At 33.5% G+C, this 25258-nt stretch carries 24 protein-coding genes; 5 read left to right on the top strand and 19 right to left on the bottom strand.

Annotated features, from left to right (window positions below):
* Window positions 1–29 precede the first annotated feature (29 nt).
* The 6 genes from scrK to AC1RPQ_RS00765 form a co-directional block, all read right to left on the bottom strand.
* The gene (scrK, locus tag AC1RPQ_RS00790; RefSeq protein ID WP_481761014.1) at window positions 30–902 is read right to left on the bottom strand and encodes a fructokinase ScrK; all 873 of its coding nucleotides are present in this window, start codon (window positions 900–902) and stop codon (window positions 30–32) included.
* Window positions 902–2314, bottom strand: coding sequence for a glycoside hydrolase family 32 protein (locus AC1RPQ_RS00785; protein WP_481761015.1), 1413 nt, complete (start codon window positions 2312–2314; stop codon window positions 902–904). The genes scrK and AC1RPQ_RS00785 overlap by 1 nt, the downstream gene beginning before the upstream one ends.
* A gap of 64 nt (window positions 2315–2378) precedes the next feature.
* Window positions 2379–3359, bottom strand: a complete 981-nt coding sequence (locus AC1RPQ_RS00780) for a LacI family DNA-binding transcriptional regulator (protein ID WP_481761016.1) — start codon at window positions 3357–3359, stop codon at window positions 2379–2381.
* A gap of 109 nt (window positions 3360–3468) precedes the next feature.
* Window positions 3469–4833 (bottom strand): MFS transporter, encoded by a 1365-nt coding sequence (locus tag AC1RPQ_RS00775; protein WP_481761017.1) that lies wholly within the window; start codon window positions 4831–4833, stop codon window positions 3469–3471.
* 223 nt (window positions 4834–5056) lie between these two features.
* Entirely contained in the window at window positions 5057–6496 is a 1440-nt protein-coding gene (locus AC1RPQ_RS00770; protein WP_481761018.1) for a 6-phospho-beta-glucosidase, read from the bottom strand.
* Window position 6497: 1 nt separating this feature from the next.
* Window positions 6498–8417: a beta-glucoside-specific PTS transporter subunit IIABC gene (locus AC1RPQ_RS00765; RefSeq protein ID WP_481761019.1), complete on the bottom strand. Its 1920-nt coding sequence runs from the start codon at window positions 8415–8417 to the stop codon at window positions 6498–6500.
* 192 nt (window positions 8418–8609) lie between these two features.
* Between AC1RPQ_RS00765 and AC1RPQ_RS00760 the strand changes: the two genes are divergently transcribed.
* Window positions 8610–9314 (top strand): GntR family transcriptional regulator, encoded by a 705-nt coding sequence (locus AC1RPQ_RS00760; protein ID WP_481761020.1) that lies wholly within the window; start codon window positions 8610–8612, stop codon window positions 9312–9314.
* 95 nt (window positions 9315–9409) lie between these two features.
* On the opposite strand, the gene AC1RPQ_RS00755 is transcribed toward AC1RPQ_RS00760, so the two are convergent.
* Window positions 9410–10564, bottom strand: coding sequence for a YhgE/Pip domain-containing protein (locus AC1RPQ_RS00755; RefSeq protein WP_481761021.1), 1155 nt, complete (start codon window positions 10562–10564; stop codon window positions 9410–9412).
* Between the two features lie 167 nt (window positions 10565–10731).
* Between AC1RPQ_RS00755 and AC1RPQ_RS00750 the strand changes: the two genes are divergently transcribed.
* Window positions 10732–11379 (top strand): TetR/AcrR family transcriptional regulator, encoded by a 648-nt coding sequence (locus AC1RPQ_RS00750; protein WP_481761022.1) that lies wholly within the window; start codon window positions 10732–10734, stop codon window positions 11377–11379.
* A gap of 114 nt (window positions 11380–11493) precedes the next feature.
* On the opposite strand, the gene AC1RPQ_RS00745 is transcribed toward AC1RPQ_RS00750, so the two are convergent.
* Together AC1RPQ_RS00745 and AC1RPQ_RS00740 are read right to left on the bottom strand one after the other, a co-directional pair.
* Window positions 11494–11820 (bottom strand): thioredoxin family protein, encoded by a 327-nt coding sequence (locus AC1RPQ_RS00745; RefSeq protein ID WP_481761023.1) that lies wholly within the window; start codon window positions 11818–11820, stop codon window positions 11494–11496.
* Between the two features lie 77 nt (window positions 11821–11897).
* Window positions 11898–12779 (bottom strand): sulfite exporter TauE/SafE family protein, encoded by an 882-nt coding sequence (locus AC1RPQ_RS00740; protein ID WP_481761024.1) that lies wholly within the window; start codon window positions 12777–12779, stop codon window positions 11898–11900.
* 182 nt (window positions 12780–12961) lie between these two features.
* Here AC1RPQ_RS00740 and AC1RPQ_RS00735 point away from each other — a divergent pair, with 182 nt between their 5' ends.
* On the top strand, window positions 12962–13645 hold the full coding sequence (locus AC1RPQ_RS00735) for an MmcQ/YjbR family DNA-binding protein (protein WP_481761025.1): 684 nt from the start codon (window positions 12962–12964) through the stop codon (window positions 13643–13645).
* A 129-nt stretch (window positions 13646–13774) separates the two neighbouring features.
* Here AC1RPQ_RS00735 and AC1RPQ_RS00730 read toward each other — a convergent pair whose 3' ends face one another.
* Together AC1RPQ_RS00730 and pfkB are read right to left on the bottom strand one after the other, a co-directional pair.
* Window positions 13775–15703, bottom strand: coding sequence for a fructose-specific PTS transporter subunit EIIC (locus AC1RPQ_RS00730; protein ID WP_481761026.1), 1929 nt, complete (start codon window positions 15701–15703; stop codon window positions 13775–13777).
* Window positions 15700–16641: a 1-phosphofructokinase gene (gene pfkB, locus AC1RPQ_RS00725; RefSeq protein WP_481761027.1), complete on the bottom strand. Its 942-nt coding sequence runs from the start codon at window positions 16639–16641 to the stop codon at window positions 15700–15702. Before pfkB ends, AC1RPQ_RS00730 begins: the two co-directional genes overlap by 4 nt.
* Before the next feature lie 122 nt (window positions 16642–16763).
* Between pfkB and AC1RPQ_RS00720 the strand changes: the two genes are divergently transcribed.
* Complete coding sequence (locus AC1RPQ_RS00720) at window positions 16764–17510, top strand: MurR/RpiR family transcriptional regulator (protein WP_481761028.1); 747 nt, start codon at window positions 16764–16766, stop codon at window positions 17508–17510.
* 82 nt (window positions 17511–17592) lie between these two features.
* On the opposite strand, the gene lacD is transcribed toward AC1RPQ_RS00720, so the two are convergent.
* The 8 genes from lacD to AC1RPQ_RS00680 form a co-directional block, all read right to left on the bottom strand.
* Complete coding sequence (lacD, locus tag AC1RPQ_RS00715) at window positions 17593–18576, bottom strand: tagatose-bisphosphate aldolase (protein WP_481761029.1); 984 nt, start codon at window positions 18574–18576, stop codon at window positions 17593–17595.
* Between the two features lie 171 nt (window positions 18577–18747).
* Window positions 18748–19893: an N-acetylglucosamine-6-phosphate deacetylase gene (gene nagA, locus AC1RPQ_RS00710; protein WP_481761030.1), complete on the bottom strand. Its 1146-nt coding sequence runs from the start codon at window positions 19891–19893 to the stop codon at window positions 18748–18750.
* Window positions 19894–19968: 75 nt separating this feature from the next.
* Window positions 19969–20820 (bottom strand): PTS system mannose/fructose/sorbose family transporter subunit IID, encoded by an 852-nt coding sequence (locus tag AC1RPQ_RS00705; RefSeq protein WP_481761031.1) that lies wholly within the window; start codon window positions 20818–20820, stop codon window positions 19969–19971.
* A complete protein-coding gene (agaW, locus tag AC1RPQ_RS00700) occupies window positions 20810–21604 on the bottom strand; it encodes a PTS N-acetylgalactosamine transporter subunit IIC (protein WP_481761032.1) in 795 nt (264 codons plus the stop codon). Before agaW ends, AC1RPQ_RS00705 begins: the two co-directional genes overlap by 11 nt.
* Window positions 21605–21640: 36 nt before the next feature.
* Window positions 21641–22129, bottom strand: a complete 489-nt coding sequence (agaV, locus tag AC1RPQ_RS00695) for a PTS N-acetylgalactosamine transporter subunit IIB (RefSeq protein ID WP_481761033.1) — start codon at window positions 22127–22129, stop codon at window positions 21641–21643.
* 22 nt (window positions 22130–22151) lie between these two features.
* On the bottom strand, window positions 22152–23321 hold the full coding sequence (locus AC1RPQ_RS00690) for an AgaS family sugar isomerase (protein WP_481761034.1): 1170 nt from the start codon (window positions 23319–23321) through the stop codon (window positions 22152–22154).
* Window positions 23322–23334: 13 nt separating this feature from the next.
* On the bottom strand, window positions 23335–23754 hold the full coding sequence (gene agaF / locus AC1RPQ_RS00685; protein ID WP_481761035.1) for a PTS galactosamine/N-acetylgalactosamine transporter subunit IIA: 420 nt from the start codon (window positions 23752–23754) through the stop codon (window positions 23335–23337).
* Between the two features lie 14 nt (window positions 23755–23768).
* The gene (locus AC1RPQ_RS00680) at window positions 23769–24494 is read right to left on the bottom strand and encodes a GntR family transcriptional regulator (RefSeq protein ID WP_481761036.1); all 726 of its coding nucleotides are present in this window, start codon (window positions 24492–24494) and stop codon (window positions 23769–23771) included.
* A 511-nt stretch (window positions 24495–25005) separates the two neighbouring features.
* On the opposite strand from AC1RPQ_RS00680, the gene AC1RPQ_RS00675 reads away from it, so the two are divergent.
* Window positions 25006–25245, top strand: a complete 240-nt coding sequence (locus AC1RPQ_RS00675) for a hypothetical protein (protein WP_409021786.1) — start codon at window positions 25006–25008, stop codon at window positions 25243–25245.
* Window positions 25246–25258 lie beyond the last annotated feature (13 nt).

Below are 25258 nucleotides of genomic sequence, written 5' to 3'. Positions count from 1 at the left end.
TTACCCTCCAATTTTGTTAAATAACCCTATCATTCAGATAACATTTTTTCAGCTAAAGCGAAGTTTCCAACATTGGCTGATCCATTATTAGCAACTTGTGGTGCTGTAATATATTGATCTAATGGAGGAACGTCAACATAATCATTTAAAATTTCTTTGAATTCATGTCGCACTTTTTCCAATAAAACATCATTTGTAACGCCGCCCCCAAAAATAATTTTATTAGGACGTAAACTTAACGTTGTTTGAACGGCAGCCTGAGCAATATAGTAGGCCATAATATCCCAAGTTTTGTCTGTTAATGGGACATCTTTACCTTTTTTACCAGTCCGTGCTTCAAATGTTGGTCCAGCAACTAAGCCCTCTAAACAATCACCATGAAATGGACAGACACCTTTAAAATCAAGATCATCAGGATGTCTCTTAACTAAGACATGGCCCATTTCAGGATGGCCAATACCGCCAACTAAGTGGCCATCAATTACTGCTCCAGCGCCCACACCAGTTCCAATTGTGTAATAAACAAGTGAATTAATTTTCTCATTAAACAATGTCGACATTGTATATTCACCGTAAGCTGAACCATTTACATCCGTTGTCCAAAATGTTGGAATATCCAGTTTGCCCTTAAGAAATCCCAAGAAATCCGTATCACCCCAACCCGGTTTTGGTGTTTTCGTGATAAATCCATATTTAGGTGACGTTTTTCTGATTTCAATTGGTCCAAATGAGGCAACACTAAGTGCAGCTATTTCAAATTGCTTAAAATAGTCTACGACTGCCGTTAATGTTTCAACAGGTGTAGTCGTGGGAATTTGAATTTGATCCTTTACTTGATAATCTTCGTTACCTACCGCGCATACAAATTTAGTGCCACCTGCTTCAATACTTCCTAATAACATTACATTGTTCCTCCAAGTTCATATATTTTAATATCATAATTAGTTGAATCGCTACTTGTTTCAACTATAAGTTCCTTTTCATCATAAACCCTTTCAGAGAAACATGCTTCTCCATTATTCACAAATAATTCTGCTGAACTGTTGTCCATTAATAAATGAACATCCAATTCATTGGCAACGCTCACATTAGTTTCTCGAAGTAAATCGTCATTATACTTTTGTAATGTTACCTTACCTGTTGCAGCTTGATAGCTAACTTTTATTAATAATTTATTATCGCTATTTTTAATTTTAACGCTGACATTTTCTTGCCCATTAAAGTTCGCTAAATACTCAAAACTCTTTGTAGGGGCTTCAAAAATAGTGGTTGTATCCTTAGGTTTAGTGACATCTAATAATACTTTTTCGCGCAATTTTTTAATTTCTTCAACTGGTGTCATCAATAATTTACCATTTTTCATATTTAATTCTCTTGGAAATGTTAGTGCGCCTGCCCAACCATCTTCCTGTTCTGGCATGGGGCTCTCCCACATGTCCATCCATGCAAATATGATCCTTCTACCGTCAGGCGTAACCATTGATTGTGTTGCATAGAAATCATGTCCATAATCTAATTCAGTGAACTCACCATGATGTAATGAATGTGTCTCTTCATCAAATTTTCCAGTCAGATATCCTGTTTGGAAGAAATTTCTATATTTTAATTTATCAGCTTTAATTCCTTGTGGTGACATTACTAAAACGTCTTGTCCGTCAATTTCGAAAAGGTCAGGACATTCCCAAACGAATCCTTCAGAATCAACTGATTTAGCAGTTGCAATAGGTCCTAAGTAGTCCCAATGTTCTAAATCATCTGAGTTATACATAAGAACTCGACCCAAGCCATCCTTATTTTTGCTTCCGATTACAATATTATATTTTCCATTTTCAAACCAAATTTTTGGATCTCTAAAATCAGCATCATTATCTACAGGAGGCATTGAAATCACTGGATTACCAGCAAATTTTTCAAAAGTTATGCCATCATCACTAACGGCTAGGTTTTGATTCTGCCAATAACTATCCGGATCATTTTTGTCTTTCAAATTATGTCCTGTATAAATTAAATAGAGACGCTCATCCTTCACAATTGCGCTACCTGAAAAACAGCCATCCTGATCTTCTTGATCACCAGGAACCAAAGCAATTGGTAAGCTTTCCCAATTAACTAAATCTTTACTTCTTGAATGACCCCAATGCATTGGTCCCCACTGTGTTGAATTTGGATGATGTTGATAAAAGATGTGATAGTACCCTTTAAAAAAGCAAAACCCATTTGGATCATTCATCCAACCTGCTGGTGCCGTAATATGATACTTTAATCGATATCTTTCATCAGTTACCTCTGGATAATTAATCGTTTCATTTTTCAAAATTGTCTTCTCCTCGTTCTATATGTTAACCGGTTGTCATTATCTTAAAATAAAAACGCACCTACTATGCCGTTTCTCCTTTATATAATTGTACCGGTAGTACTACTTGCATAGGTGTCTCTTTACCTTCTATTTTCTTCATTAAAATATCAATAGCTGCATCAGCCATCTGTTCAATTGGTTGAATAATTGTTGTTAGTTCTGGTTTAAATAATCGAACAACATCTGTCCCATCATAGCCAATAACAAGTAAATCTTCAGGTACTCGTTTGCCATATTCTCTAGCTATTTTTATGATCAAACTAGCGTCTGTATCATTCGAAGCAAAAATACCATCCACTCGTTTAAGATCCTCAAAAATTCTTTTAATAACTTTTGTTTTTTCTGTTTCTGTCCAATTAAAATCAATTGTATACGTTACGGCTGGCAACCCATGTTCACTCATAATTTTCTCGTATGCCCTACGTCTATCTCGAGCAGGCGTTTCTAAATCATAAGGTCCATTTGTATGTACAATTGAGGTTGCCCCATGTTCTAATAGCAATTCTGTTGCCATTTTACCGCCACTATAATTATCAGAAGAAACGACCGGAATATCACCATTCATAATTCTATCAATTGCGACAATTGGTAAATTTGTATTATGATATTCTTCAATTCCTTCATTATGTGCTCCAACAATTAGCCCATCAACTTGATTTGCCATTAGTTTACGTAAATAAGTCACTTCTTTTTCTGAATCATTTTTTGAGTTACCGATAAGAACCTTATAACCTCTATTAAAAAGTTTCGTTTCTAAATGGTAAGCTAATTGTCCAAAAAAAGGATTCGCAATGGTTGGGAAAATAAGCCCTATTAGTTTTGTTTCTTTATTAAATAATTGTCTTGCAACATCATTAGGCTGATAATGTAACTCTTTCACAGCATCACGAACCTTTTTAACTGTCTTTTCGCTAAGATAACCTCTATTGTTCAACACCCTAGATACAGTCGTTTTAGAAACGCCTGCCAATTCAGCGACATCATCAAGTTTTGGATTTTGCATTTTATTTGCTCCTAAGTCGTCTAATTTTAGTTAAATTGTTACCGCTTAACTTTTAGTACTCTTAGTTTACCATAAAATAAGCAAAACCATTATCCCCACCATTAACTTTTTAAGCTGCTTCTTTTTTAGCTAATTCTAATCTAACTTTATCTTCATTTCGTTCAAATTTACCATAGAAAAACATTGGAACTGCAGCAAGTATGAACAGCATGGCTGGAATCCAGATAAAACTTAAGTTAATGCCTAATAAAGATTGACTCGTTTGAGTGTGATTGGGTATATATCCAAAGAATTGCATTACTTGTGATGGAATAAATCCGCCAATCCCACTACCTGCTTTAACACAGAATGCACTTCCAATAGCTGTTAAAAAGCCACTGGCTCTGATTCCTGTTTTCCATTGACCAAAATCAACCGCATCAGCCAACATTAGGAATGGCATTGCAGCTGCAACACCCGTTCCAATTGATCCTAGGCAATATAAGATAACAACCCAAACTTGATTACTACCAACTGCTTGAAGCAACATGTTACAGATTGCTCCCATCAATAGTGCTCCAATTAGAACCGTTCTTTTATTTGTACGTTTAACAAGTAATGGAATTGATATCATCCCTATAACAGCAACAACAGATAAAGAACCAGCAACTGCGACTAATGATTTTGCATGGATATTATATTGAAAATAATAAATCATGCCTGAACTTCTAACAGTTGTTCCAATCCAATAGAATAAGTTGGAAATAACCAATAAAATCCAAGGCCAATTACTTTTTGTTGCTTTAACACTCTGTTTTAATGATATTGATTTCGTAATCGTTGTATTAATTTCTCGTAAATTTAAAAAGGCAATTAAAAAGGCAATAATGGAGATAATCCCTAAAATAATCATTGCATATGAGAATCCTTTACGATCATTTCCTTGCCCTAATATTTGAACTAATGGTAAAACAACACCATTAGCAACCAATAGACCAACATTTCCTCCAACCATTCGATATGAATTCAAAACCGTTCTTTGGTCTGAATCATTTGTTAAGTTAGGTAAAATCGACGTCATAGGGGTACTAATTCCGGTATATATAATTCCTGCAATGACGTAAACAACTGATGCATAGATAACTTTGGACGATCCCGATAAATTCGGTGTAGTAAATGTTAACCATGTAAAGAATGCAAATGGTACACATAACCACAAGAAATACGGCCGACTTTGTCCCCATTTTGTATGTGTATGATCAATTAAAAAGCCCCATATTGGTGCATCAAACATATCAACGCATCGTGTGACGAGCAAGATAGTTCCAGCTACACCAATCCCAATTCCAAAAACATCTGTATAAAAATATAACAAGTACGTACTAATACTTACAAATAGAATATTTCCGCCAAAATCTGTAAGTGAATAACTTAGTTTTCGAAAAAGAGGAATTTCTTCAACTTGATTTGTATCTACGTTTACTTTGTTTTCCATTCTATTTACCCCATTCTATTTGTTTAATAAATGTCCCATTTCACTAAAAAATAGCAATTGCCTGTACCTATAAACTCAACTTTTAGAAAGCGCTTTCTGAAAGAATAACCAAAGTATAACCTGTTTATATTTTTATGTCAACCGGTTGTCATTTGTTTTTTTATTAATCAAAAAGCATCTCATTTATTAATAAATGAGATGCTTTTTCTTTCTATAATAACTTTTAAAGACTTTCTCCATTTGTTTCAATTACATTTTTATACCAAGTAAATGAGTCTTTTTTATAACGTTTCATCGATCCATTGCCCTCATTATCACGATCAACATAAATCATACCATAACGCTTTTTCATCTCACCAGTTGTAAATGATACTAAATCAATAACACCCCATGGTGTATATCCTAAGACTTCAACACCATCATAATCAACTGCTTTTTCGATTGCTTCAATATGTTCTTTTAGATAACTTACACGTTCAGGATCATGAATTTCATGATTATCTTCAAGCTTGTCAATCGCGCCAAAACCATTTTCAACAATAAATAACGGTAACTGATAGCGATCATATAATCGATTTAACGTATATCGTAAACCATCGGGATCAATTGCCCAGCCCCAGTCACTAGATTTAATATACGGATTAGGAACCCCATTAGGTAGTCCACCATTCACAACATCACCTAAATGATCTGCTTCAGCATCTGCTTTAACAACTGTTGACATATAGTAACTGAATCCTAGATAATCAACTGTCCCTTTTTTCAATATCTCCATATCGCCTTCTTGAATCCCAACATCATAATTGTGACGTTCAAACTCTTTTAGTGCATAACGTGGGTATTCTCCACGAACATGAACATCTGGGAAAAAGAAGCGTTGATGCATTGCCTCTTCAGCAGCCATGATATCTTCCGGATCACATGAATAAGGATAAATTGGTACGTGTGATACCATGCATCCTATTTCAAAATCAGAATTAATTTTTTTACCAGCAATAACCGCCTTAGCGCTAGCCAAGAGTTCGTTATGTGCAACTCGATACATAATTTCTTTGGGATTTTCACCATCGTTCACAATAACTCCAGAATTAGTCCACAAAAAGATGGGGTTATTTGTATCCATTTGATTATTAATTTCATTAAATGTCATCCAATATTTTACTTTAGATTGATAACGTTTAAAGCAAACCGTAGCAAAATTTTCAAAAAAATCAATTAATTTACGATTTCTAAAACCACCATATTCTTTAGCTAAATGGAGTGGCATTTCAAAATGCGATAGGGTAATCACTGGTTGAATACCTTTTTTTAATAATTCATCAAAAACATCATCATAAAATTGTAATCCCGCTTCATTTGGTTCGCTTTCATCTCCCATTGGGAAAATACGTGACCACGCGATTGATGTTCGTAAGCACTTCAATCCCATTTCAGAGAAAAATTGAATATCTTCTTTGTAATGATGATAAAAATCAATTGCATCATGATTCGGATAAAATTTATCTGTTTCAATAGTTTCCGTAATTTCCCGCGGAACACCATTTGCTCCTGCAGTCATCACATCAATAACACTTGGCCCTTTTCCATCAACATTCCAGCCGCCTTCAAACTGATGAGCAGCCAAAGCGCCACCCCACAAAAAATCCTTCGGTAATTTAGACATTTTATTTTTCTCCTTTTGGAATTAATTCCATTATTGGTTCTCCATGGTGAATTTCATTTTGCGTATACGCAATAACATCTTCGTAATCATCTGAATTAGTCACAATTACAGGTGTTACTACTGAAAATCCTGATTCTTTTATCTTCTCTTGATCAAATTCAACAAGTAAATCACCCATTTTTACATAATCATGATTTTTAACTTGTGTTGCAAAATATTTTCCTTTTAATTCAACGATATCCATTCCAATATGAATTAAAACTTCTACACCATCTACAGATTTTAATCCAATCGCATGTTGTGTCTCTGTAGTCATGACAACCTGACCATCAAATGGTGCATATATTTTATTATCCGTTGGATTTACAGCAACACCTTTGCCCATTGCACCAGATGAAAATACTTCATCCTCTACTTCTGTTAACGCAATTACTTTCCCTGTTACAGGGCTATTAACAACGCCTGGTGCATTTATTACTGGCGTACTCATAACTGGTGCGACCTTAGCTGGTGCATCATCTAACTGTGCTTCCATTGTTGCGACTTCACTAACTGTTTCACCCGTACCAAAAATTTGAACAAGTAGAACTGAACCCACAATTGCTACAATACATCCAACAACCATACCAATAAATGAGTGTGGGTATTTAGGACTAATTGCATTTACAATGGTTAATAAACTTGGTAGTCCAGCATAAGCAAAATAATATGAATTAAAGAAACTTGTAATTAATGCACCAAACGCTCCTGAAATACAACCAAAGATAAATGGTTTTTTAAATCTTAATGTCACACCATAAATTGCTGGTTCTGTAATCCCAAATAATCCTGTAATAAATGCTGAAAGAGATATATTTTTTAATTCTCTGTTCTTAGACTTAATAAATACACCTAAAACAGCACCAACTTGTGCGACCACTGCAATTGTTTGAAAAGCCTGAAATGAGTCCATTCCATTCATTTTGAAATTGGCCATAACCATTGGCGTAACACCCCAATGGATACCAAAAATAACAAGTACTTGCCAGAAACCACCAATAATAACACCTGCTAAAGGTGGTGCAACTTTAACTAAATAATTATATCCTTTTGCGATTCCTTCAGCTCCAAGAGATGAAAGTGGTCCAATAATTAAGATTGTTAAAGGAACCATAATTAATAGACATAATAATGGAACAGCAAGTTCTTTAATAATGTCAGGTATCTTTTTACTCAAGAATCTTTCAAGATAAGAAAGAATCCAAACTAAAAATAATGGTGGCAATACTGATGATGTATAAACTGTTTGAGATAATGGAATACCCATAAAGTTAATACTTGTACCGCTAGCAATAGTTCCAGCCATCTCTGCCCATGTGGGACTAACTAATGCAGCACAACATGCAACAGCGATTAAACTGTTTGTTTTAAAATGTTTAGCTGCCGTTATGGCAATAAATATTGGTAAGAACGTAAATGGTGCCCAAGAAATAAAGCTTAAAACTTGATATGTACCACTTTTAGGAAAATTTGGCATAGCTAAAGTAATTAGAATTAAACTCCCTTGAATAATACCTGCCGCGGCCAATATGTAAACGAATGGGGCAAAAACCGCAGACATTGTTGCAATAACTCGATTCATTATACTTGTTTTTGGTGCTTCTACTTCCTCTACTTCTGAACTATCAATCATTGCTGAGAATGCATCATAAACATCCGCAACATGTGGTCCAATAACTACTTGGAATTGTCCACCACTTTCAACAACAGTGATAACGCCTGCCATTGCTGATATTTTTTCTTTAGCATCTGAAGGAACCTCATGTAGCACTAGTCGTAACCGTGTCGCACAATGCGTTGCTCCTGCTAAATTTTTTTCTCCACCAATTGCTTCTAAAATATCTGTAGCTAATTTTGTATAATCTCTAACCTTACTTGCCATATTTTTCTCCTCCTCAGATAAAAACGAATAAATAGAAAAAAATTGTAAACCCTTACAAATCTTTGTATATGTATATTTTAATTGTACGTGCACAATAAGTCAACACTTTTTTTGTAACCCTTTTCATCTAGATGTACAAGGCGGGAACAATGTTATACAATAAAGGATACATTATTTTAATGGAGGCATGAAATGTTAAAGTATCAAGAAATTGCTGATCAAATTGAGCTTGCAATTAAAAATAAAAATTTGAATCAAGGGACGCAACTCCCTAGTCTAAATGAACTTATTGCCAAATATGCCGTCAGTAAGACGACACTCGTTAAAGCTCTCACAACTTTAGAAGATAAGGGTATTATTTATCAAGTACAAGGTAGCGGAATTTTTGTTCGTCGTCAAAAAAGAGACGGTTACATCGCTCTAATGACGAACATGGGCTTTACAAAAGATTTAGAAAACAGTAAATTATCTACAAAAGTGATTGATTTAAAAGTTGAACTACCCAATGCTGATGTAGCCAGGGAATTAAATTGTGCTCCGGGTGAGGAAGTTTATTTAATAAAAAGAATTCGTTACATCGATAATCAAGTTCTCTGTATTGAGAGATCCTACTATCGAAAAAAACTTGTTCCTTATCTTAATCGCGAAATAATCAGTGAGTCTATTTTTAATTACTTGAAAGAAGTTTTAAAATTAAAAATAGGTTTCTCCGATAAATATTTACGTACAGACACCCTTAAAAAGACAGAATCAACCCTTTTAGAACTACCAGAAAATTCGCCTGGACTCTATATTGATGAACTTTTTTATACAGTAAGCGGTGAACCTTTTGATCTTTCTCAAACTATTTATAACTATAAACATGCTAACTTTTTTATTCAAAGTGGACAAAAATAAAACCATAATTAATAAATTAAAAACCTCAGGGCAATCACTTAAAAAGGTGATTACCCTGAGGTTTTTAATTTATTTCAAGATTCATTTAAAGAATTCTATTTAACTTCCATCTCTTTAATTTTATCGTTAATTTCTTTTTCAACTTTACGATGTTTGGGTGATAATCCTTCGGCAAAAAACAAGACACTACCGATTGCTAAGACATAAGTTAGGCCCATTGTAGAACTGTTCCAGAAAGATGCTCCATAATAAAGAATGCTGCGAGCACCATCATACAAGAAACGCATTGGTAACCATGGAAGAACCCAATCTTGGTAGAATTGAGGTACTAATGGTTGTGCCATTGCCAATAAAGGAATTGAGAAAAATAGTAAGAGGACAAATATAATTACCCCTGGGAAACCAATCCATGTCAATACCCCTGAGAATAACATTATAAAAGCAAAACTTGTAAATGATAAGAACGATGCAATTGTTATAAAATGTGTAAAATCAAATCCTAAAATCCATGTCGCATACGTAGCTGTTGCAAATCCAGTTAAAATTGCAAGTGCTACAGCTGAGATAATGAATGATGATTTAAATGAAAACTTGTGTTTCATTGATTTAAATTCTCTTGAATCTCCAGCGTAGAATAATAATAAACTAATAACCATGCTTGCAATCCAGACGGGTTGGAAGAACGAACTATTCGCTGATGTTAATCCAGCGGTTGAATGTCTAACGGTTGTTTTTACAGTGATTGGGTTATTTAACTTCAATGCAGTCACAGCGGGGACACTCATATTGGCTTTTGCCATATTTGTTAAAATTCCGGCTGAAATACCACCACCAATTTTTGTAACTATTGTTGATAGTGTCGAACCTAAAGTCGTTGACAATGTAGCATTTTTTGCTTCATTTGTTACAACAGTTACATTTGTAACATCTTTTGTTGTTGGATCAGCTAATTTTCCAATTGATGCCGAGAAATCTTTTGGAATTACAATAGCCGCATAATAATGTTGTTTATCCATTGCACTCTTAAGTGCCTTATCACTCTTAACGATATGCCAATCTAACGCCTTATTTTTGCTTCTAGTTAGATTTTCAACGATTTTGTTACCTTGCTTACCACTATCTTCATTAACAATGGCAACAGGTACATCTTTGAGCTCTGATTTTACAGATGGGATTTGCATCACCACCATAATAAATGTAAGTAATACCGAAACTAAAATGGCGAAACCTAAAAATTTATTTTTAAACATAATCATATTCCTCTTTTCTTTTTGAGTGAGCACTCAATCAATTACAAATACGATTATAACCTATCCACAAGTTTAGTCAACCCTAACTTTTAAATATAAACTATCAAAATAATAAGTTTGTCTTTTGTCATCGCTATCAATTGTGTCATAATAGGGCTATAAATAGGATGGTGAATATTATTAAAAATTCTGAATTAAAATTATATGCCAACTCGGATTTATTTAGAGATATAACAGATAAACAAAAACAAATTTTAATCGCCGCAATTGAATTATTCTCAGAAAAAGGCTATGCAAATACAAGTACAAAAGAAATTGCAAAAAAAGCTGGCGTGGCTGAAGGTAATATTTTTAGTAAATATAACAATAAACAAGGCTTACTTAACGCCATTATTGCCCCTGTCATTAAATCCATCTTACCTTCTGCAATGCACGACTTATTAGACGAGTCCATTGATCATTCAAATTTAACTTTGGATTCATTAATTCGTCCTTTGTTAAAAAATAGAATTATTTTTTTGCAAGAAAATGCTAAAGTTCTTAAAATTTTCATTTCTGAACTACTTTATGATAAATCGGTTGTTAAACAGTTATTAGAAAATATTCCCGCCCCATACTGGACGGCACTCAATTCAACTATTGATACACTAAAAGAAAAAAAACTAATTGTCAGTTGGGATAATCTCGAAATTCTTAAGGTTATTTGGTCAACTATAGGTGGTATTGTACTTGGTTATCTTCTTTTTGATCAATCGTTAACAAAAGAAAGTATTGAACATTCAGCAGATGCTCTGATAAACGCACTTAGTGTTTGATAAAAATAAATAATTAAAAATACCCATCGAGTAAACAAGTTACTGTAAAACCTTGTTTACTCGATGGGTATTTTTAATTCAAAGCAGATTATTCATACTAACTAATCTTTTTAATTACGCAGGAATACTATTAATAAATGTTTCTACTTCTTGTTTCGTTTTACGATTTTTATTAACTAAACGTCCTGTTTCTTTACCATTTTCATATGCAATAAAACTTGGAATACCGAAGACACTTAACTCAACAGCTAAGTCCATATTTTCATCTCGATCGACAGCTAAGAATGTGTATTCAGTATATTCTGATTCAATATTAGGCATTTCAGGTTTAATAAAAGCACAATCTGGGCACCATGTTGCAGAAAAAAATAGGATATACTTTCCATCTTTAATTTTATCCATTAATTCACTTACCGTTGTTTCTTTTTCTATACTTTTCATTTTTGCTACCTCCACTAATATGCTTACTTTTTATAAGTATATATCAGATTAGCCATTTTCAATTAAAATATGCTTGCTTATTTATTTTTATCTCTGATTAGTTTAGCTTCTTTATTACCTATATATAGGCTGTATGCAGAATACAATAATACTACAATAACAATCCATTGAATCACACTTGTATTAATATTCTTAACTAAAAGTACCGCAACTAAAACACCTATAATACCAAAAACAGAAAATAAGGTTATTTTTCTAGAATATTGATTGAGTTTTATAAATTGCATACTTCCTATTGGTAAAGAAAATGCACATCCCCCCATCATAATTGGAAATGCAGCAATCGGATCCATTCCCATCGCATAGACAGTTGCCATTGTTAATGAAAATGAGCCTATTCCAATATTATTTAATGCGCCATAAATAAATAATAAAAATCCTGTTACAACTAATTTCCAGCCAAATAGTTCGGTAGCGGTCCCACTAGCAGTGATTAGGCCTAATTTACCAGCGATGATTAACGCGGTTGCAACAAGTAATCCAACGATAACAAATGATCTAATACTATTTTCAGGTAATCTAACAACAAATCTCGGACCAATATAAGCACCCAGCACTTGGCAAATAATACAGACTAGTAACGTCTTAGTACCAACATTGATACTTGTAATATACGCCAGCGACATGACAAATATTGGAATAACATCTTGCGCATTTAACGTACCTGGTAATTTTTTCATAGAAACCCAATTAGCTTTCTGGTATATTGCTGTTGATATGGCAAAATCTGAAATTCCAAAAGTAGAAAAGAAAAAAATAACAATCTGCGATATTGGTGTCCATACTGAACTGGCCGGTTCTTTCATGAAGTCTGATTTATGTCTCATTAAATCACGCATAAAATAACAGATAAATATAAAATTAATAACAATAATTGCCGCAATCAACGTCTTTTGCATGATTAAATCTCCTAGTTAAATGAATCATAATAGTACAGTTTAACTCAATTTATTCCTAGATAAAATAGTCTATATTAATTTTTCTATTTTATACTATATAATTAGTCCTTTAAAGTCTAAAATTAGAAATATAAGGTATGCTACTGTTAATTGTTTATATAATTTATAAAAGGAGATGCACTATGCTAACAGACTTTTTTGCTTATAATTCATTTAGTCATTTGAAACTAAAGGTAGATTCATTGATTCCATATGGTTTTACAAAAACAGCAGAAGAAATCTATAATTATCAAGTTTCAATTCTTAATAATCAATTTATACTAACCGTCTCAATTTCCCCCTCTGAAAAAATTAATACTACTATTATTGATGCTCTAACTAAAGAAGAATATACACTTTATAAAAATCAGTCTGCAACAGGATCATTTGTCAGTTCAATCAGAAAATCAGTGATTGAACAACTGGATTTAATTGTTGCTAGTTGTTTTGAAACTACTCCAGTATTCCAAACTGCTGATTCACAATCTATCATTAATTATGTACAAGAACATTATCAGACCAATCTAGAATTCCTCTGGAAACAGTTTCCAAATGACGCTGTTTTACGTCGATCAGATTCTAAAAAATGGTATGCCGCTTTAATGAAAATTCCAGCAACTAAAATAGGCTTGGATTCCGAGAAATTAGTTGAAATACTTAATATTCGAATGGATCCTGACCTGCTCATCAATAAAATAGACAAAAATCAAATTTTTCCAGGGTACCATATGAATAAAAAACACTGGGTTTCAATTTTATTAAATGGCCAAAATAATTTAGACACTGTTTATTCTTATATTGATACTAGCTATGGACTAGCTAAATAAAAGGCGAACTAAAAAAATCCATTCTAATAGTCAACAAAATTTGAACTTGTTTACTTAGAATGAATTTTCGCTTATCATTAAACACTTGTACTTTTTTAGTATATACGTAGCTTTGTAGCTCAATTTTATCTACTTATTAATATTTTCTTTAAATAGGTTGTATATATCATCAACTGTATTCGATTTTTTTAATTCTTCCACAAATGAGTCATGGACAAGTAATTTCGATGTATTTGATAAATACTGTAAATGCTTTCCATCATCTTTTTCTGGAATTAGAAATGAGATAACTGTATCTACTGGCTGATTATCAAATGTTTCCCATTCAATAGGCTCACGTAATTTAACAATTAGCATTGCTGATTTATTAATCGATTCATCCTGTGCATGAGGTATCGCAATGCCTTTTTCCATCCCTGTCGTTCCCTCAGACTCACGAATCTTATACTTATTTAAAATATAACTTTCATTATTCGTATATCCTAATTTTTTAGCAAAATTTGCTAAAAAATGTAAGAGTTCTTCTTTATCAGAAACGGCTACGTTCAATTCAATGTTTTTTCTTTTCAATATATTATCGAATTCATTTTCATTCATTTTTATATCATTATCTTGCTCTTGTTCAAAGTTGGTATTACTACCTACATTCATCACTAAACTATTATTTTTTTTAGCTTGGCGACCAGCAATAGCGGCTAGTAAGACAGCAGATACAAGTGATCCAATAATAATCCATAATACCCACAGTAATGGTTTATTCACTAACGGTAATACAATAAATCCACCATGTGGAGCCGGTACACTAATTCTAGTTACATAGGTTAAAATCGCAGCAATCGAAGAACCAACCATAAATGCAGGAATATTTAGTAGCGGATTCTTTGCCGCAAATGGAATTGCACCTTCTGTAATATGAGTTGATCCTAATAAAAAGTTAACGTAACCTGCGCTGCGCTCTTTATCTGAGTATGCTTTTTTGTTGAACAGTACAGCAAACCCTGTTGCCAATGGTGGCGCAATACACGCTGCAGAAACTCCTGCCATAAAGAAATAATTTCCCTGTGCTAAAAGAGCTGTTCCGGTTAAATATGCTGCTTTATTAATTGGCCCACCCATATCTGAAGCACACATAATTCCAACAACTAATCCTAATAGAATGGGACTTGAATTTTCTAAACCCTTTAAAAACGTCATCATTCCTTCATTAATTGTTGCCATTGGAACTGATAGATACCAAATAATAGAGCCTGATAAAAATACTCCAATTACAGGTAAAATAAAAATGGCTTTCAGTCCATCTAATGATTTAGGTAGTTTTTTTAATAAGAACTGTAATATTAAAATCGTATACCCTGCTAAAAATCCACCAATTATTCCACCTAAAAATCCCGTTCCATTTGTATATGCTATCATTCCCGTTACAAATCCAACTATCAATCCAGGTCTTTTACCAATAGCCTCAGCTATATAGGCACATAGAATTGGAACCATAAGATTCATTGCAAATCCGCCAATAGTGTTCAATAAATGTGCTATATCGTTATATTGAGGGCTTTTTATGTCTGCTGAATTAATTCCCCAAAAAAATGATACGGCTGTTAACACTCCCCCAGCAACTACTATTGGTAACATATGTGACACTCCATTCATCACGTACACATACATTTTGTGCCAAAATGAGCCAGATAAATTTACTGTTTCTTCATTCGATGAAATTTTTGCTCCTTTTCGATGATAGGTAGGTAAATTATCATCTGTCAATATTTGATCAATTAATACATCTGCCTCTTTCATACCTTTCGTAACTGACACATTTATCATTTTTTTACCATCGAATCGATCAATATCTACATCTTTATCTGACGCAATTATTACACCATCAGCATCATCAATTTCTTGTTGTGAAAACGCATTTTCTATACCACTTTGACCATGAGTTTCAACTTTAATTGATATACCTCTTTTTTTAGCGGCTTGTTCTAAGGCCTCTTGCGCCATGTATGTATGCGCAATTCCTGTTGGACATCCAGTAGCTGCAATTATTTTATATTTTGTCATCTTAATTCCTCCTTAATATTAGATATTTTTACCTGCTTAGTCAGCTCTTTTACATTCGAAAAATCTGTTAACCCTTTTGAAAATGCCGTTGAACTCGCGGCTGCTATACTTTCTCTAAATACTTCTTCTATTTTTTTGTCCCCTATCGCTACCCCTGCTAAAAAAGTTCCCAACATGGTGTCGCCGGCCCCAGCCGTGTTAACAACGGTTCCTTTAGGGACAGTTCCATATAACACAACCTCTTTATTTATAAACATTGCACCACCGCCACCCAATGATAATAAAATATTTTGTGCACCCAATTTAATTAATTCTTTTGAATAAGTTATCAATTCATGTTGAGATAGTTTATGTTCTACGCCAAACCAACTCATTAATTCTTCATCATTTGGTTTTAAAATATAAGGATTATATTTCAATGTATCCAGTACGGTTTGATAACTAGTATCCAAAACTAGCTTATATCCTTTTTCCTGCGCCTGCTTTGCGATACTAATTAAAATTTCTTCAGAGATTCCGTCAGATAAACTACCAGATACAACTAATGTATCCTTTTCATCTAAATTTTGAATCTTATCCATGAACTGATTTATTTCATCATCACTAACATGTGGACCTTTATTTACTAATTTATACTCCGTATCTTGCTGAATTACTCTTGTAAAAACATTAATTCGTGTATTAGCATCGATATGTACAAAATCAGTTTTTATATTGCACCTTGCCAACTCAGACTCAATATACGCATTAGTAAATCCTCCACCAACTCCAATAGCAGTACTTTCTACGCCTTTCTTTTTTAGAATAAAACTAACATTAACTCCTTTACCATTCGCTTGTATTTCATAATTTTCCGTTCTATTAACAATATTTTTTTTCATTTCATCGGTTTGGATAAAAAGATCAATAGCTGGATTCAATGTACATGTATATATCATAATTTTTACCCCTTTCTTCTACCTACCAATACTACATCTGACAGAAATGAAAAGGTTTTCAATATATGATTTTGTATGCTACAATTGAAAATAAACAAACAATCAAGGTGAGGTGACCAGTAATGTCTCTTAGTAACTCCGAAAAGATTCTTTGGCAAGTCATTCAAGATAACCTAGAAGATATTCCGATATTAACAATAACCAACCTTAGCGATTTAGCTCATGTATCAACCGCTACAGTCGTACGAACGCTCAAAAAAAAAGGCTACAGCGGTTATATGGATTTTAAACAATCTATAATTACTAAAGAAAAAGAAAAAAAATATAAGAATATTCAGAATATGGATCACGATATCCAACAAGTCATTATGAAGAATGAACATGAACTTAATAACACACTACGTATGCTTGACGTTAATACCATAGAAAAAACAGTTCAAAAAATTAAACGTTCAAAAAAAATATACATTTTCTCAAGGGGTTTTTCTGAATTAATTGCAATTGAAATGCTAACAAAATTTGAATTATTAAATAAAAATTGTGTCAGTTTTACGGATCCCAATATTATTAAACAAATTAGTCACAGGATTACATATAATAATATTTTAATTATTATTTCATTGAACGGAACTACTGCAGAACTCCTTGAAGGTGCTAAAAATACGTATAAAAATGGAGCCGATATTATTGTATTAACAACCAACAAATTAAGTCCACTTATTAAATATTCAGATTCCGTGTTTATCGGATTTAAATCTGAAATTTCATATTTCCCTGAATTTGAAGTTAAATCTCGTTTACCATTACAGGTAATGAGCCGTATACTTTTAGATTCTTATGCAATTCGAACAAAGAAAGCTAGCAAATAAATTTATTTCACTTCTACTTTTTTTCATTACTAAATCATTAAAAATAAAGAGGCTAAACATGACGTTTAGCCTCTTTATTTTACTATTTTAATACCTTATCAAACCACGATGTAGCAGTACTTTCAAGAACGACATTTAAATCTTCAATATTCTTTTTACCAACTGTGTTCATCCATTCTTTACCTTTTTCTTCACCATCTTTAGCAAATGGTTCGATACCTTTGCTCCATGTTGCACGTCCACAAAGTACACCATTAAATGTTGATTTTGCTTCATGAGCAAATACTAAAGTATCTTGGAATAATTGTGCCGATACACCACCACTTAAGAAAATAAATGGTAATTTGGTTGCATCACTTTGTTCTTTAAATATATCTAATGCTTCTGTCTTAGAATATACCACCTCATTATCGTCGTTAAACCCTTCCACATAATCCATATTGACTGGCACTTCTACTTTAAGTACATCTACTTTATATTCAGGTTTAGAAAATTCTTTCATCATTTCAATAACTTTATGAGGTTTTACTTTAGCATACTCTGAACCTTTAACATCGTCATTAGTTGCATCATAAGAAACCAATTCTAAAAATAATGGCATATCTTCTGCAGCACATTCTGAACCAAGACGCTCCATATATGCATGTTTCATATTATTAATCTCAGCATTTTCGTCTATATCATAATAAAGTAAGAATTTAATAGCGTCAGCGCCCTCTTCTTTAAGACGACGAACTGACCAATCTGGTAATAAGTCAGGTAAGCGACCTGGGGTAGTAACATCATAACCCGTTTTTTCGTATGCAACTAGTAATCCAGTACTTGCATTACGGACCTTTGCTGCTGGAAGACCATATTCTGGATCAAGTAATATTGCTGAAGCGTATGGTGTTAATTCTGATGAAATTACTTTTTTAAATTCAACGATATCTTCTTCATTTGCTGGCTTATTTGCTGCTGCTGCCAACATTTTTTTTAAAGATCCTCGTTGATCAATTGCTAATGCTGCAATTACGCCTTTTTCATTTGAAAGTGCTTTAAGTCCTGCCAATTTATTTGGTGTCATTTTTATTCCGTCCTTTATTATTTTTTTACTTCTCTCATCCACTTATAATTCTATCTTTGAAGAATATGAAAAGGTTTTTAAAATTTCATTTTTTACATACCAATTAAAAATAACTTAACAATCATAAATACCGTTTACTCCGACTAGCTCTTAATAAAGAATCAGTTAATATCATTTTTTATATTTTAAAGTACCATTTAAATATGTTTCCTCAAAATTTAAATCATGATCTAAAACAATGAAGTCAGCATCTCTACCTGCCGCAATACTTCCGCACTTATCATCAATTCCAACGCTTCTAGCGGGCACATAACTAGCCATTTGGATTGCTTCTTCAGGAGTAGAAATATTCCAATCAACAACATTTTTAACTGCTTCCATTAATTTTAAGACACTACCAGCTAAACTTCCTGACTCTAACCTTGCGGCGCCATCTTTAACAACAACTGGGAACTCACCTAATGTATAATTTCCATCAGGCATTGCACCAGCACGCATACAATCAGTTACTAATACAATGTGGTCTGCTCCTTTAACGTTAATTAAAATTTTAGCAGATGCCGGATTAACATGTTGACCATCACAAATTAGTTCATCATAGACACTACTTAATGACATTGCTGCGCCAACCATCCCTGGCTCTCTATGATTAAGTGGGCTCATTCCGTTATACGTATGAACGAAAATAGATGCACCAGATTCTACTGCAGATTTAGCTTGATCAAACGTAGCATCACTATGCCCCAATGCTACTTTGACCCCTTGTTTAGTTAAGGCCTCAGTAAATTCTTTAACACCCTTTCGCTCAGGTGCAATCGCAATTTTTCGAATAAGTCCATGCGCTAATTTTTGCCAATGCTCAAAAATATCTATACTTGGATCTAAAAAGTATTTAGGATTTTGCGCACCTTTGTGTTTTTCAGTAAAAAATGGACCCTCAAAAAAGATACCCTGTATTTTTGCACCACGTACTTCACCATGACGCTTACCAAAGTCAGAAATAACTTCGTTCAACGTTTCTGGAGCTGCCGTCAATGTTGTCGGCAGAAATGAAGTAACGCCACATTCTAATAAACCTTCAGACATCATTTTTGCGCCCTCAAAATCGTTATCCATCACATCATATCCCTTTAAACCATGGACATGTGTATCTACAAGCCCTGGTGCAATCCATTTACCCGTATATTCTTTGATATCACCATCAGGTTTTTCTTGTTGATAATCACCAAATTTACCATCAATAATTGCCAAGTACCCTTCATTTTCAACCGTGTTTTTCAAGAAAAACTTATCTGCATGAATATAATATATTTCCACCAGTAATGCCTCCTATATTATTTTTGTTAAAAAGAAACTAGCCCATTATCCATAGTCTAGTTCCGCAGGCCTCTTCTAGAATAACTTGAAGAATGCACCTACTAAGCCAACAACTACTGTGAGCCCAATCAACATCAATGGAGATTTACCTTTTTTCAACATCCAGTAACAGAAGAATGTATAAAGAAGCGGTAATAATGCCGGCATCACTTTATCAATAACACCTTTTTGTAAATCAATATCAATTTTCCCAGCATGAATCACAACACCAAATTTAAAGTTAACGTATGTTGCAACCAAGGCTCCAACAACAGTTAATCCAACTATCGACGCAGCACGTGATATTTTTTTTGTATTTTCCTTCATACTCGAAATAGCACGAGTACCAGTTCTATACCCATAATTCATTAACCAGAATAGTAACCCAAAATGCACTGCATTAAAGACAACAAGGAATAAGATCGGTCCAAGTGGATTTCCATTCATTGATAATGAAACCCCAACTCCGGCTGTAATAGGTAGCAACGTTAACCAGAACATCGCATCCCCAATACCACCTAAAGGTCCCATCATTGCTACTTTGATACCACGAATAGTTGATCTATTTTCTTTATTTTCTTCCATTGCTAAAATAACACCTTGAACAAATGTTACTAAAAATGGATGTGTATTAAAAAATTGTAAATGATCAAGCATTGCATATGAGAAATCTTCTTTATCTTTATGAATTTTTTTCAATCCAGGAATTAAACTATAAGTCCACCCACCACCTTGCATACGTTCATAATTAAATGAAGCCTGTAAAAGTAGTGAACGCCAAACCATTTTGTTTAAATCTTTTTTTGTAATTACCTTTTCAACAGTAGGATCGTTATAAGTATCTGGGATCACAACATCATTGCGATCAAATTTCTTTTTAGATGCCATCACTATAGTCCTCCTCTTCATTAACTGTTACGGTTGCTACTTTTTTTCCACCATTATCAGATTTTGCTCCACCAATAAAGAAATCATAAGCAGCGATTGAAATACCAATGATTGCGACTCCTAAGATTGGTAAGTTACCATATGCTGCAACAACAAATCCAATTGCGAAGAATGGTGCGTACGCTGTCTTCCACATAATTTTTAACAACATGGCAAATCCAACAGCTGGCATAATACCACCGGCCGTACTTAATCCTGTTAAGATCCATGCAGGAACGGCTTCAACCATTCCTTGCGCTTTACTTGCACCGAGGAAGATTGGTAAGAACGCCATAATGAAGTAGAAAACAAACAAGATTAGCGGACCCATGTAGTTCAATCGATCAATTTTCTTATCATTACCTTCCATCGCGTATTCATCCATTTTATGCATAACTGGTGAGTAAGCTGTAAATAGTAATGTAACTAAACCTTGTACGGCAACTGCAAATGGTACGGCAATACCAACTGCTAATGTTGGTGTTTGATGAGCAATAATTGCAAATGCGGTTCCCATAATTCCACCAATAACAACATTAGGTGGCTGTGCTCCAGCAAGTGGAACCATTCCAGCCCAAACTAATTCTAATGTACCACCAACAATTAAGCCGGTTTGAAAATCTCCTAATATTAGACCAACTACTGCACCAGTAACGATTGGTCTATGAATATGTGTTAAACCACTATACATATCGATACCGGCAATACCAGCCCATAGTCCAATTAATAACGCTTGTACTAACATATAAATTTCCTCCTTTTTATTATTATATTTACGTTTTTAATATTCTTTCAGTAAGCGCATCATATCTGATGCCTTTTCATTCGGAATACCTTGAACCTCTAGTTCAACACCCAAATCATGCATTTTATTGAATGCTTGAACATCGGTATCATCGACTGAGATAGTTGCCGATAATTGTTTCTTCCCTTCTGAAAAATGTAAATTACCAATATTTACTTTCTTAATTGGGACACCTCCTTCAATAATTTTAGCCATGTCTTCTGGCGTACGAACAACTAATAATATTTTTTGTTTATCCGAGGCTTTACCAATAATACGAATCGTTTTTTTAATATCGAAAAAGCGGATTCCAACAGTTTCAGGAATAACCATCTCCATTAAACTTTGCTGTACATCATCTTTAGAAACCTCATCATTCGCAACTACAACTAGATTAGCGTCAATCGTATTAACCCATGTCATACCAACCTGTCCATGAACAAGTCTGTTATCAATTCTTGCAAGTAAAATGTTTGGTGTTGTCATAATAAATTCCTCCTTGAAATTTTTATTTATAGGCATGTAAAGTTACACCTTTAACTACACGATTTACGGTACCGCTTGGTGAAGGTGTATCTGGTGTGTTTCCCACTTTTACTGAACTTAATAATGAAATAGTTTGCGCATACATAACATCAGCAAGAGCCAGATATCCTTCTGGTAAAAGGGCATCTCCTGATTCAAATGTGAAACGATCACCACTAAAGTTATTCTGTCCCTCAATATCAATCCCAATTACTTTAGCGGCAATTTTATCTCCACTCACTTCTTCTAAAATATCAATATCGTATTGACGTGTATATTCTTGATTGTTAACAAATACAAAAACTAATGTTTTCTCGTTGACGAACGATTTAGGTCCATGTCGGAACCCCATTGAAGAATCAAACATTGTTGTTAGCTTACCTGCCGTTAGTTCAAGAATTTTCAACTGTGCCTCTCTTGTTAATCCCGATAAACTTCCGGACCCAAGATAGACAACCCGATCAAATTCCATATCAATAACAGCTTTTATTTCAGCTTCACGTTTAATCACTTCATGACCCATTGCAATAATAGTCTCAACATATTTTTCTTTAATATCCTTACGTGTTGTATCAAAAATTAATAACGCTGAGAGTGACATACAACTGTATGATCCAGTCATTGCAAATCCCTTATCATTAGACAGCGCAGGCATCATCAATAACAAATTACGTTCGTCATCTTTTGTACCAACAGCAAGTTTCCCTTCCGGAGCACAAGTAATTGTAATTTGATATAAATTTTTAATTATTTTTCTTGAAATTTCAACAGCGGCAACACTTTCAGGACTATTACCACTCCTAGCAAACGAAACTAAAATAGTCGTAGCATCTGGTACTAAATAATCATATGGTGCAGATACGATATCGGTTGTTGGAATACTTTCAAACTGATAATTTGCACGATCCCCGTGGTTACTTAAGTATGGTGTTACAGTATCACCAACATAAGCGGATGTTCCTGCTCCTGTAAAAATGACCCGAATCAACCCGTTCGAGGTAGATTTAACTGATTTTAAAAATGTCTTTATTTCGTCTGACTTTTCACTAAAATTATTAAATGCCTCAGTCCAAAGTTCAGGTTGTTGTTTAATTTCACCTGTTGTAATATTTGCGCCCATTATTTCCAACTCTTTTTCATTCTTCTCAAACATATTAAGCTCTCCTTTAGATGCCATTATCATCTATTTCTACTCTTTTTTTTGTTTCAAATTGCATAATACCTTTTTTACCAGCATCCAGTGCTTTCTCCATAAACGCGCTCATGTTCAAATCCCGGTTAAATAACATATCTAATAACATCGGTATATTCGATCCTGTTAAAACGCTTACATTATTATGCAGTAATTTTATTTTAACTGCTTCATTAAATGGTGTTCCTCCAGGAATATCAGTAAAGAAAACTATTCCATCTAAGCCGTTTAATTTGTTAAGCGCTTTCATATAGTCGCCGCTTAAATCTTCCGCGGTCATTCCTTGTATAAAATCACAAAGAATAAAATTTTCTTGTTGTCCGGCAATAAGTTCAATATTTGATCCCATTCCAGTTGCAAAGTTCCCATGTCCAGCTACTACCATACCAATCATATAATTATCCTCCCTTATTTATTGTGTCGAATATGATAAGTAAATTTATCACCCCTCGCAATACTCAACGTAAATTCAATTACTTCATTTTTTGTGTTATACGTCGTTCGCTCTAATTTAAGAACAGGTGCACCTTCATAAAAATTTAATAAAGTTGCATCATTGCCTGCCATAACACCTGCTGTTAAAGATTCATCAGCCGTTTTTACAATCTGGTTATAATCATCTAAAAAAATGACATACATCGCTTGCTTATTTAATGTCTCCACAGTTAAAGAGGGAAATTTAGCATACGGTAAGTAAGTTCTCTCTAACATCATTGGTTCATCTGATGCAAGTCTTAATCGTTTTAATTTAATTACCTTGGTACCAACTTCAACTTTTAAACCTTGAGCAATAAACTCATTAGCACTAATAACATCAAAGCTAATTATTTTACTACTCGGTTCTTTATCAAGGGAAACCATTTGTTCTGTAAAACTAAACGTTCCCCCTAAATCAGTCTTAATTTTAGCGATATTCGACACAAATGTTCCTTTACCATGTTGGCGATATACATAACCCATTAGTTCTAACTCATTTAGTGCTGTTCGGACAGTCGTACGACTCATATCGTAAGCAATAGATAAATCACGTTCAGACGGTAATTTATCATTCACCTTTAGATTCTTTTCAATTTCTTCTTTTAGCGTATCTACTAATTGATCATAGAGTGGACGCTCATAATTACCGTTTAACATTACTTTTCCCCCAAGTGGTTACTACCACATACATAATATATTATTTTTAAAACTCTTTGTCAATAGTTATTTTTATATTAACTATTATTAAATCATTTGTATTTTCAACATTGGTACCTACCATTAATCATGTTTTTTAATTCCCCCCTTCTAAAGTAATCATATTTCACTTTAAAGTTATAGATTATTAGCGACACACTACTTCGCTGTATAAAATTATCGTGACCGATATGACTTGCTTTCTAATTATATCAATTAAGCATAACTTTTATTTATTAGATTCTAAACTCATATAAATTCTTTCTACAATAAATACGTAAGGGTACTAAAAAGTTACTTTAGTCTAAATAATATACATCTAAAATAAAACGTTTACATTTTAGTAAAAGTTTAGTAAAATGTAGTTGTTAACTAAAAGAATGCGTTTTCACGTTTATTATTTTTATGTTTTGCTATTATGAATAACAATTTCTTTTACCAAAAATCTATTATATAGGAAGAGGTCATTAGAATGGATACAAATAAATTAACGATTGATGCCGAACGATTTGCAGCTGCAATTATTGCCGGAAATCCTAAGCAAACAAATGAAGATAACAAGATATATATTAAACGTCAATTGACGTTATACCTTGAATCAGTTTTGTTAGTTAATGATTTTAATTCTTTAGAAGAAAACCAATTAGGTTCTGCTAAAGAAAAACAACGTCAAGCAATTTTAGATAAGATTATCGAACACAGATATAACTAATTTTAACTACACT

The sequence above is a fragment of the Dellaglioa sp. CoH-57-MRSF-21 genome, assembly GCF_056781915.1.
The sequence above is the reverse complement of the archived record's forward strand: the minus strand, read 5'-3'. Positions and strand labels throughout refer to the sequence as shown.

Bases quoted from the DNA above. Each gene is read 5' to 3' on its own strand.
- scrK (WP_481761014.1), bottom strand. From the start codon at position 902: ATGTTATTAGGAAGTATTGAAGCAGGTGGCACTAAATTTGTATGCGCG.
- AC1RPQ_RS00780 (WP_481761016.1), bottom strand. From the start codon at position 3,359: ATGCAAAATCCAAAACTTGATGATGTCGCTGAATTGGCAGGCGTTTCT.
- AC1RPQ_RS00775 (WP_481761017.1), bottom strand. From the start codon at position 4,833: ATGGAAAACAAAGTAAACGTAGATACAAATCAAGTTGAAGAAATTCCT.
- AC1RPQ_RS00770 (WP_481761018.1), bottom strand. From the start codon at position 6,496: ATGTCTAAATTACCGAAGGATTTTTTGTGGGGTGGCGCTTTGGCTGCT.
- AC1RPQ_RS00765 (WP_481761019.1), bottom strand. From the start codon at position 8,417: ATGGCAAGTAAGGTTAGAGATTATACAAAATTAGCTACAGATATTTTA.
- AC1RPQ_RS00760 (WP_481761020.1), top strand. From the start codon at position 8,610: ATGTTAAAGTATCAAGAAATTGCTGATCAAATTGAGCTTGCAATTAAA.
- AC1RPQ_RS00755 (WP_481761021.1), bottom strand. From the start codon at position 10,564: ATGTTTAAAAATAAATTTTTAGGTTTCGCCATTTTAGTTTCGGTATTA.
- AC1RPQ_RS00750 (WP_481761022.1), top strand. From the start codon at position 10,732: ATGGTGAATATTATTAAAAATTCTGAATTAAAATTATATGCCAACTCG.
- AC1RPQ_RS00745 (WP_481761023.1), bottom strand. From the start codon at position 11,820: ATGAAAAGTATAGAAAAAGAAACAACGGTAAGTGAATTAATGGATAAA.
- AC1RPQ_RS00740 (WP_481761024.1), bottom strand. From the start codon at position 12,779: ATGCAAAAGACGTTGATTGCGGCAATTATTGTTATTAATTTTATATTT.
- AC1RPQ_RS00735 (WP_481761025.1), top strand. From the start codon at position 12,962: ATGCTAACAGACTTTTTTGCTTATAATTCATTTAGTCATTTGAAACTA.
- AC1RPQ_RS00730 (WP_481761026.1), bottom strand. From the start codon at position 15,703: ATGACAAAATATAAAATAATTGCAGCTACTGGATGTCCAACAGGAATT.
- pfkB (WP_481761027.1), bottom strand. From the start codon at position 16,641: ATGATATATACATGTACATTGAATCCAGCTATTGATCTTTTTATCCAA.
- AC1RPQ_RS00720 (WP_481761028.1), top strand. From the start codon at position 16,764: ATGTCTCTTAGTAACTCCGAAAAGATTCTTTGGCAAGTCATTCAAGAT.
- lacD (WP_481761029.1), bottom strand. From the start codon at position 18,576: ATGACACCAAATAAATTGGCAGGACTTAAAGCACTTTCAAATGAAAAA.
- AC1RPQ_RS00705 (WP_481761031.1), bottom strand. From the start codon at position 20,820: ATGGCATCTAAAAAGAAATTTGATCGCAATGATGTTGTGATCCCAGAT.
- agaW (WP_481761032.1), bottom strand. From the start codon at position 21,604: ATGTTAGTACAAGCGTTATTAATTGGACTATGGGCTGGTATTGCCGGT.
- agaV (WP_481761033.1), bottom strand. From the start codon at position 22,129: ATGACAACACCAAACATTTTACTTGCAAGAATTGATAACAGACTTGTT.
- AC1RPQ_RS00690 (WP_481761034.1), bottom strand. From the start codon at position 23,321: ATGTTTGAGAAGAATGAAAAAGAGTTGGAAATAATGGGCGCAAATATT.
- agaF (WP_481761035.1), bottom strand. From the start codon at position 23,754: ATGATTGGTATGGTAGTAGCTGGACATGGGAACTTTGCAACTGGAATG.
- AC1RPQ_RS00680 (WP_481761036.1), bottom strand. From the start codon at position 24,494: ATGTTAAACGGTAATTATGAGCGTCCACTCTATGATCAATTAGTAGAT.
- AC1RPQ_RS00675 (WP_409021786.1), top strand. From the start codon at position 25,006: ATGGATACAAATAAATTAACGATTGATGCCGAACGATTTGCAGCTGCA.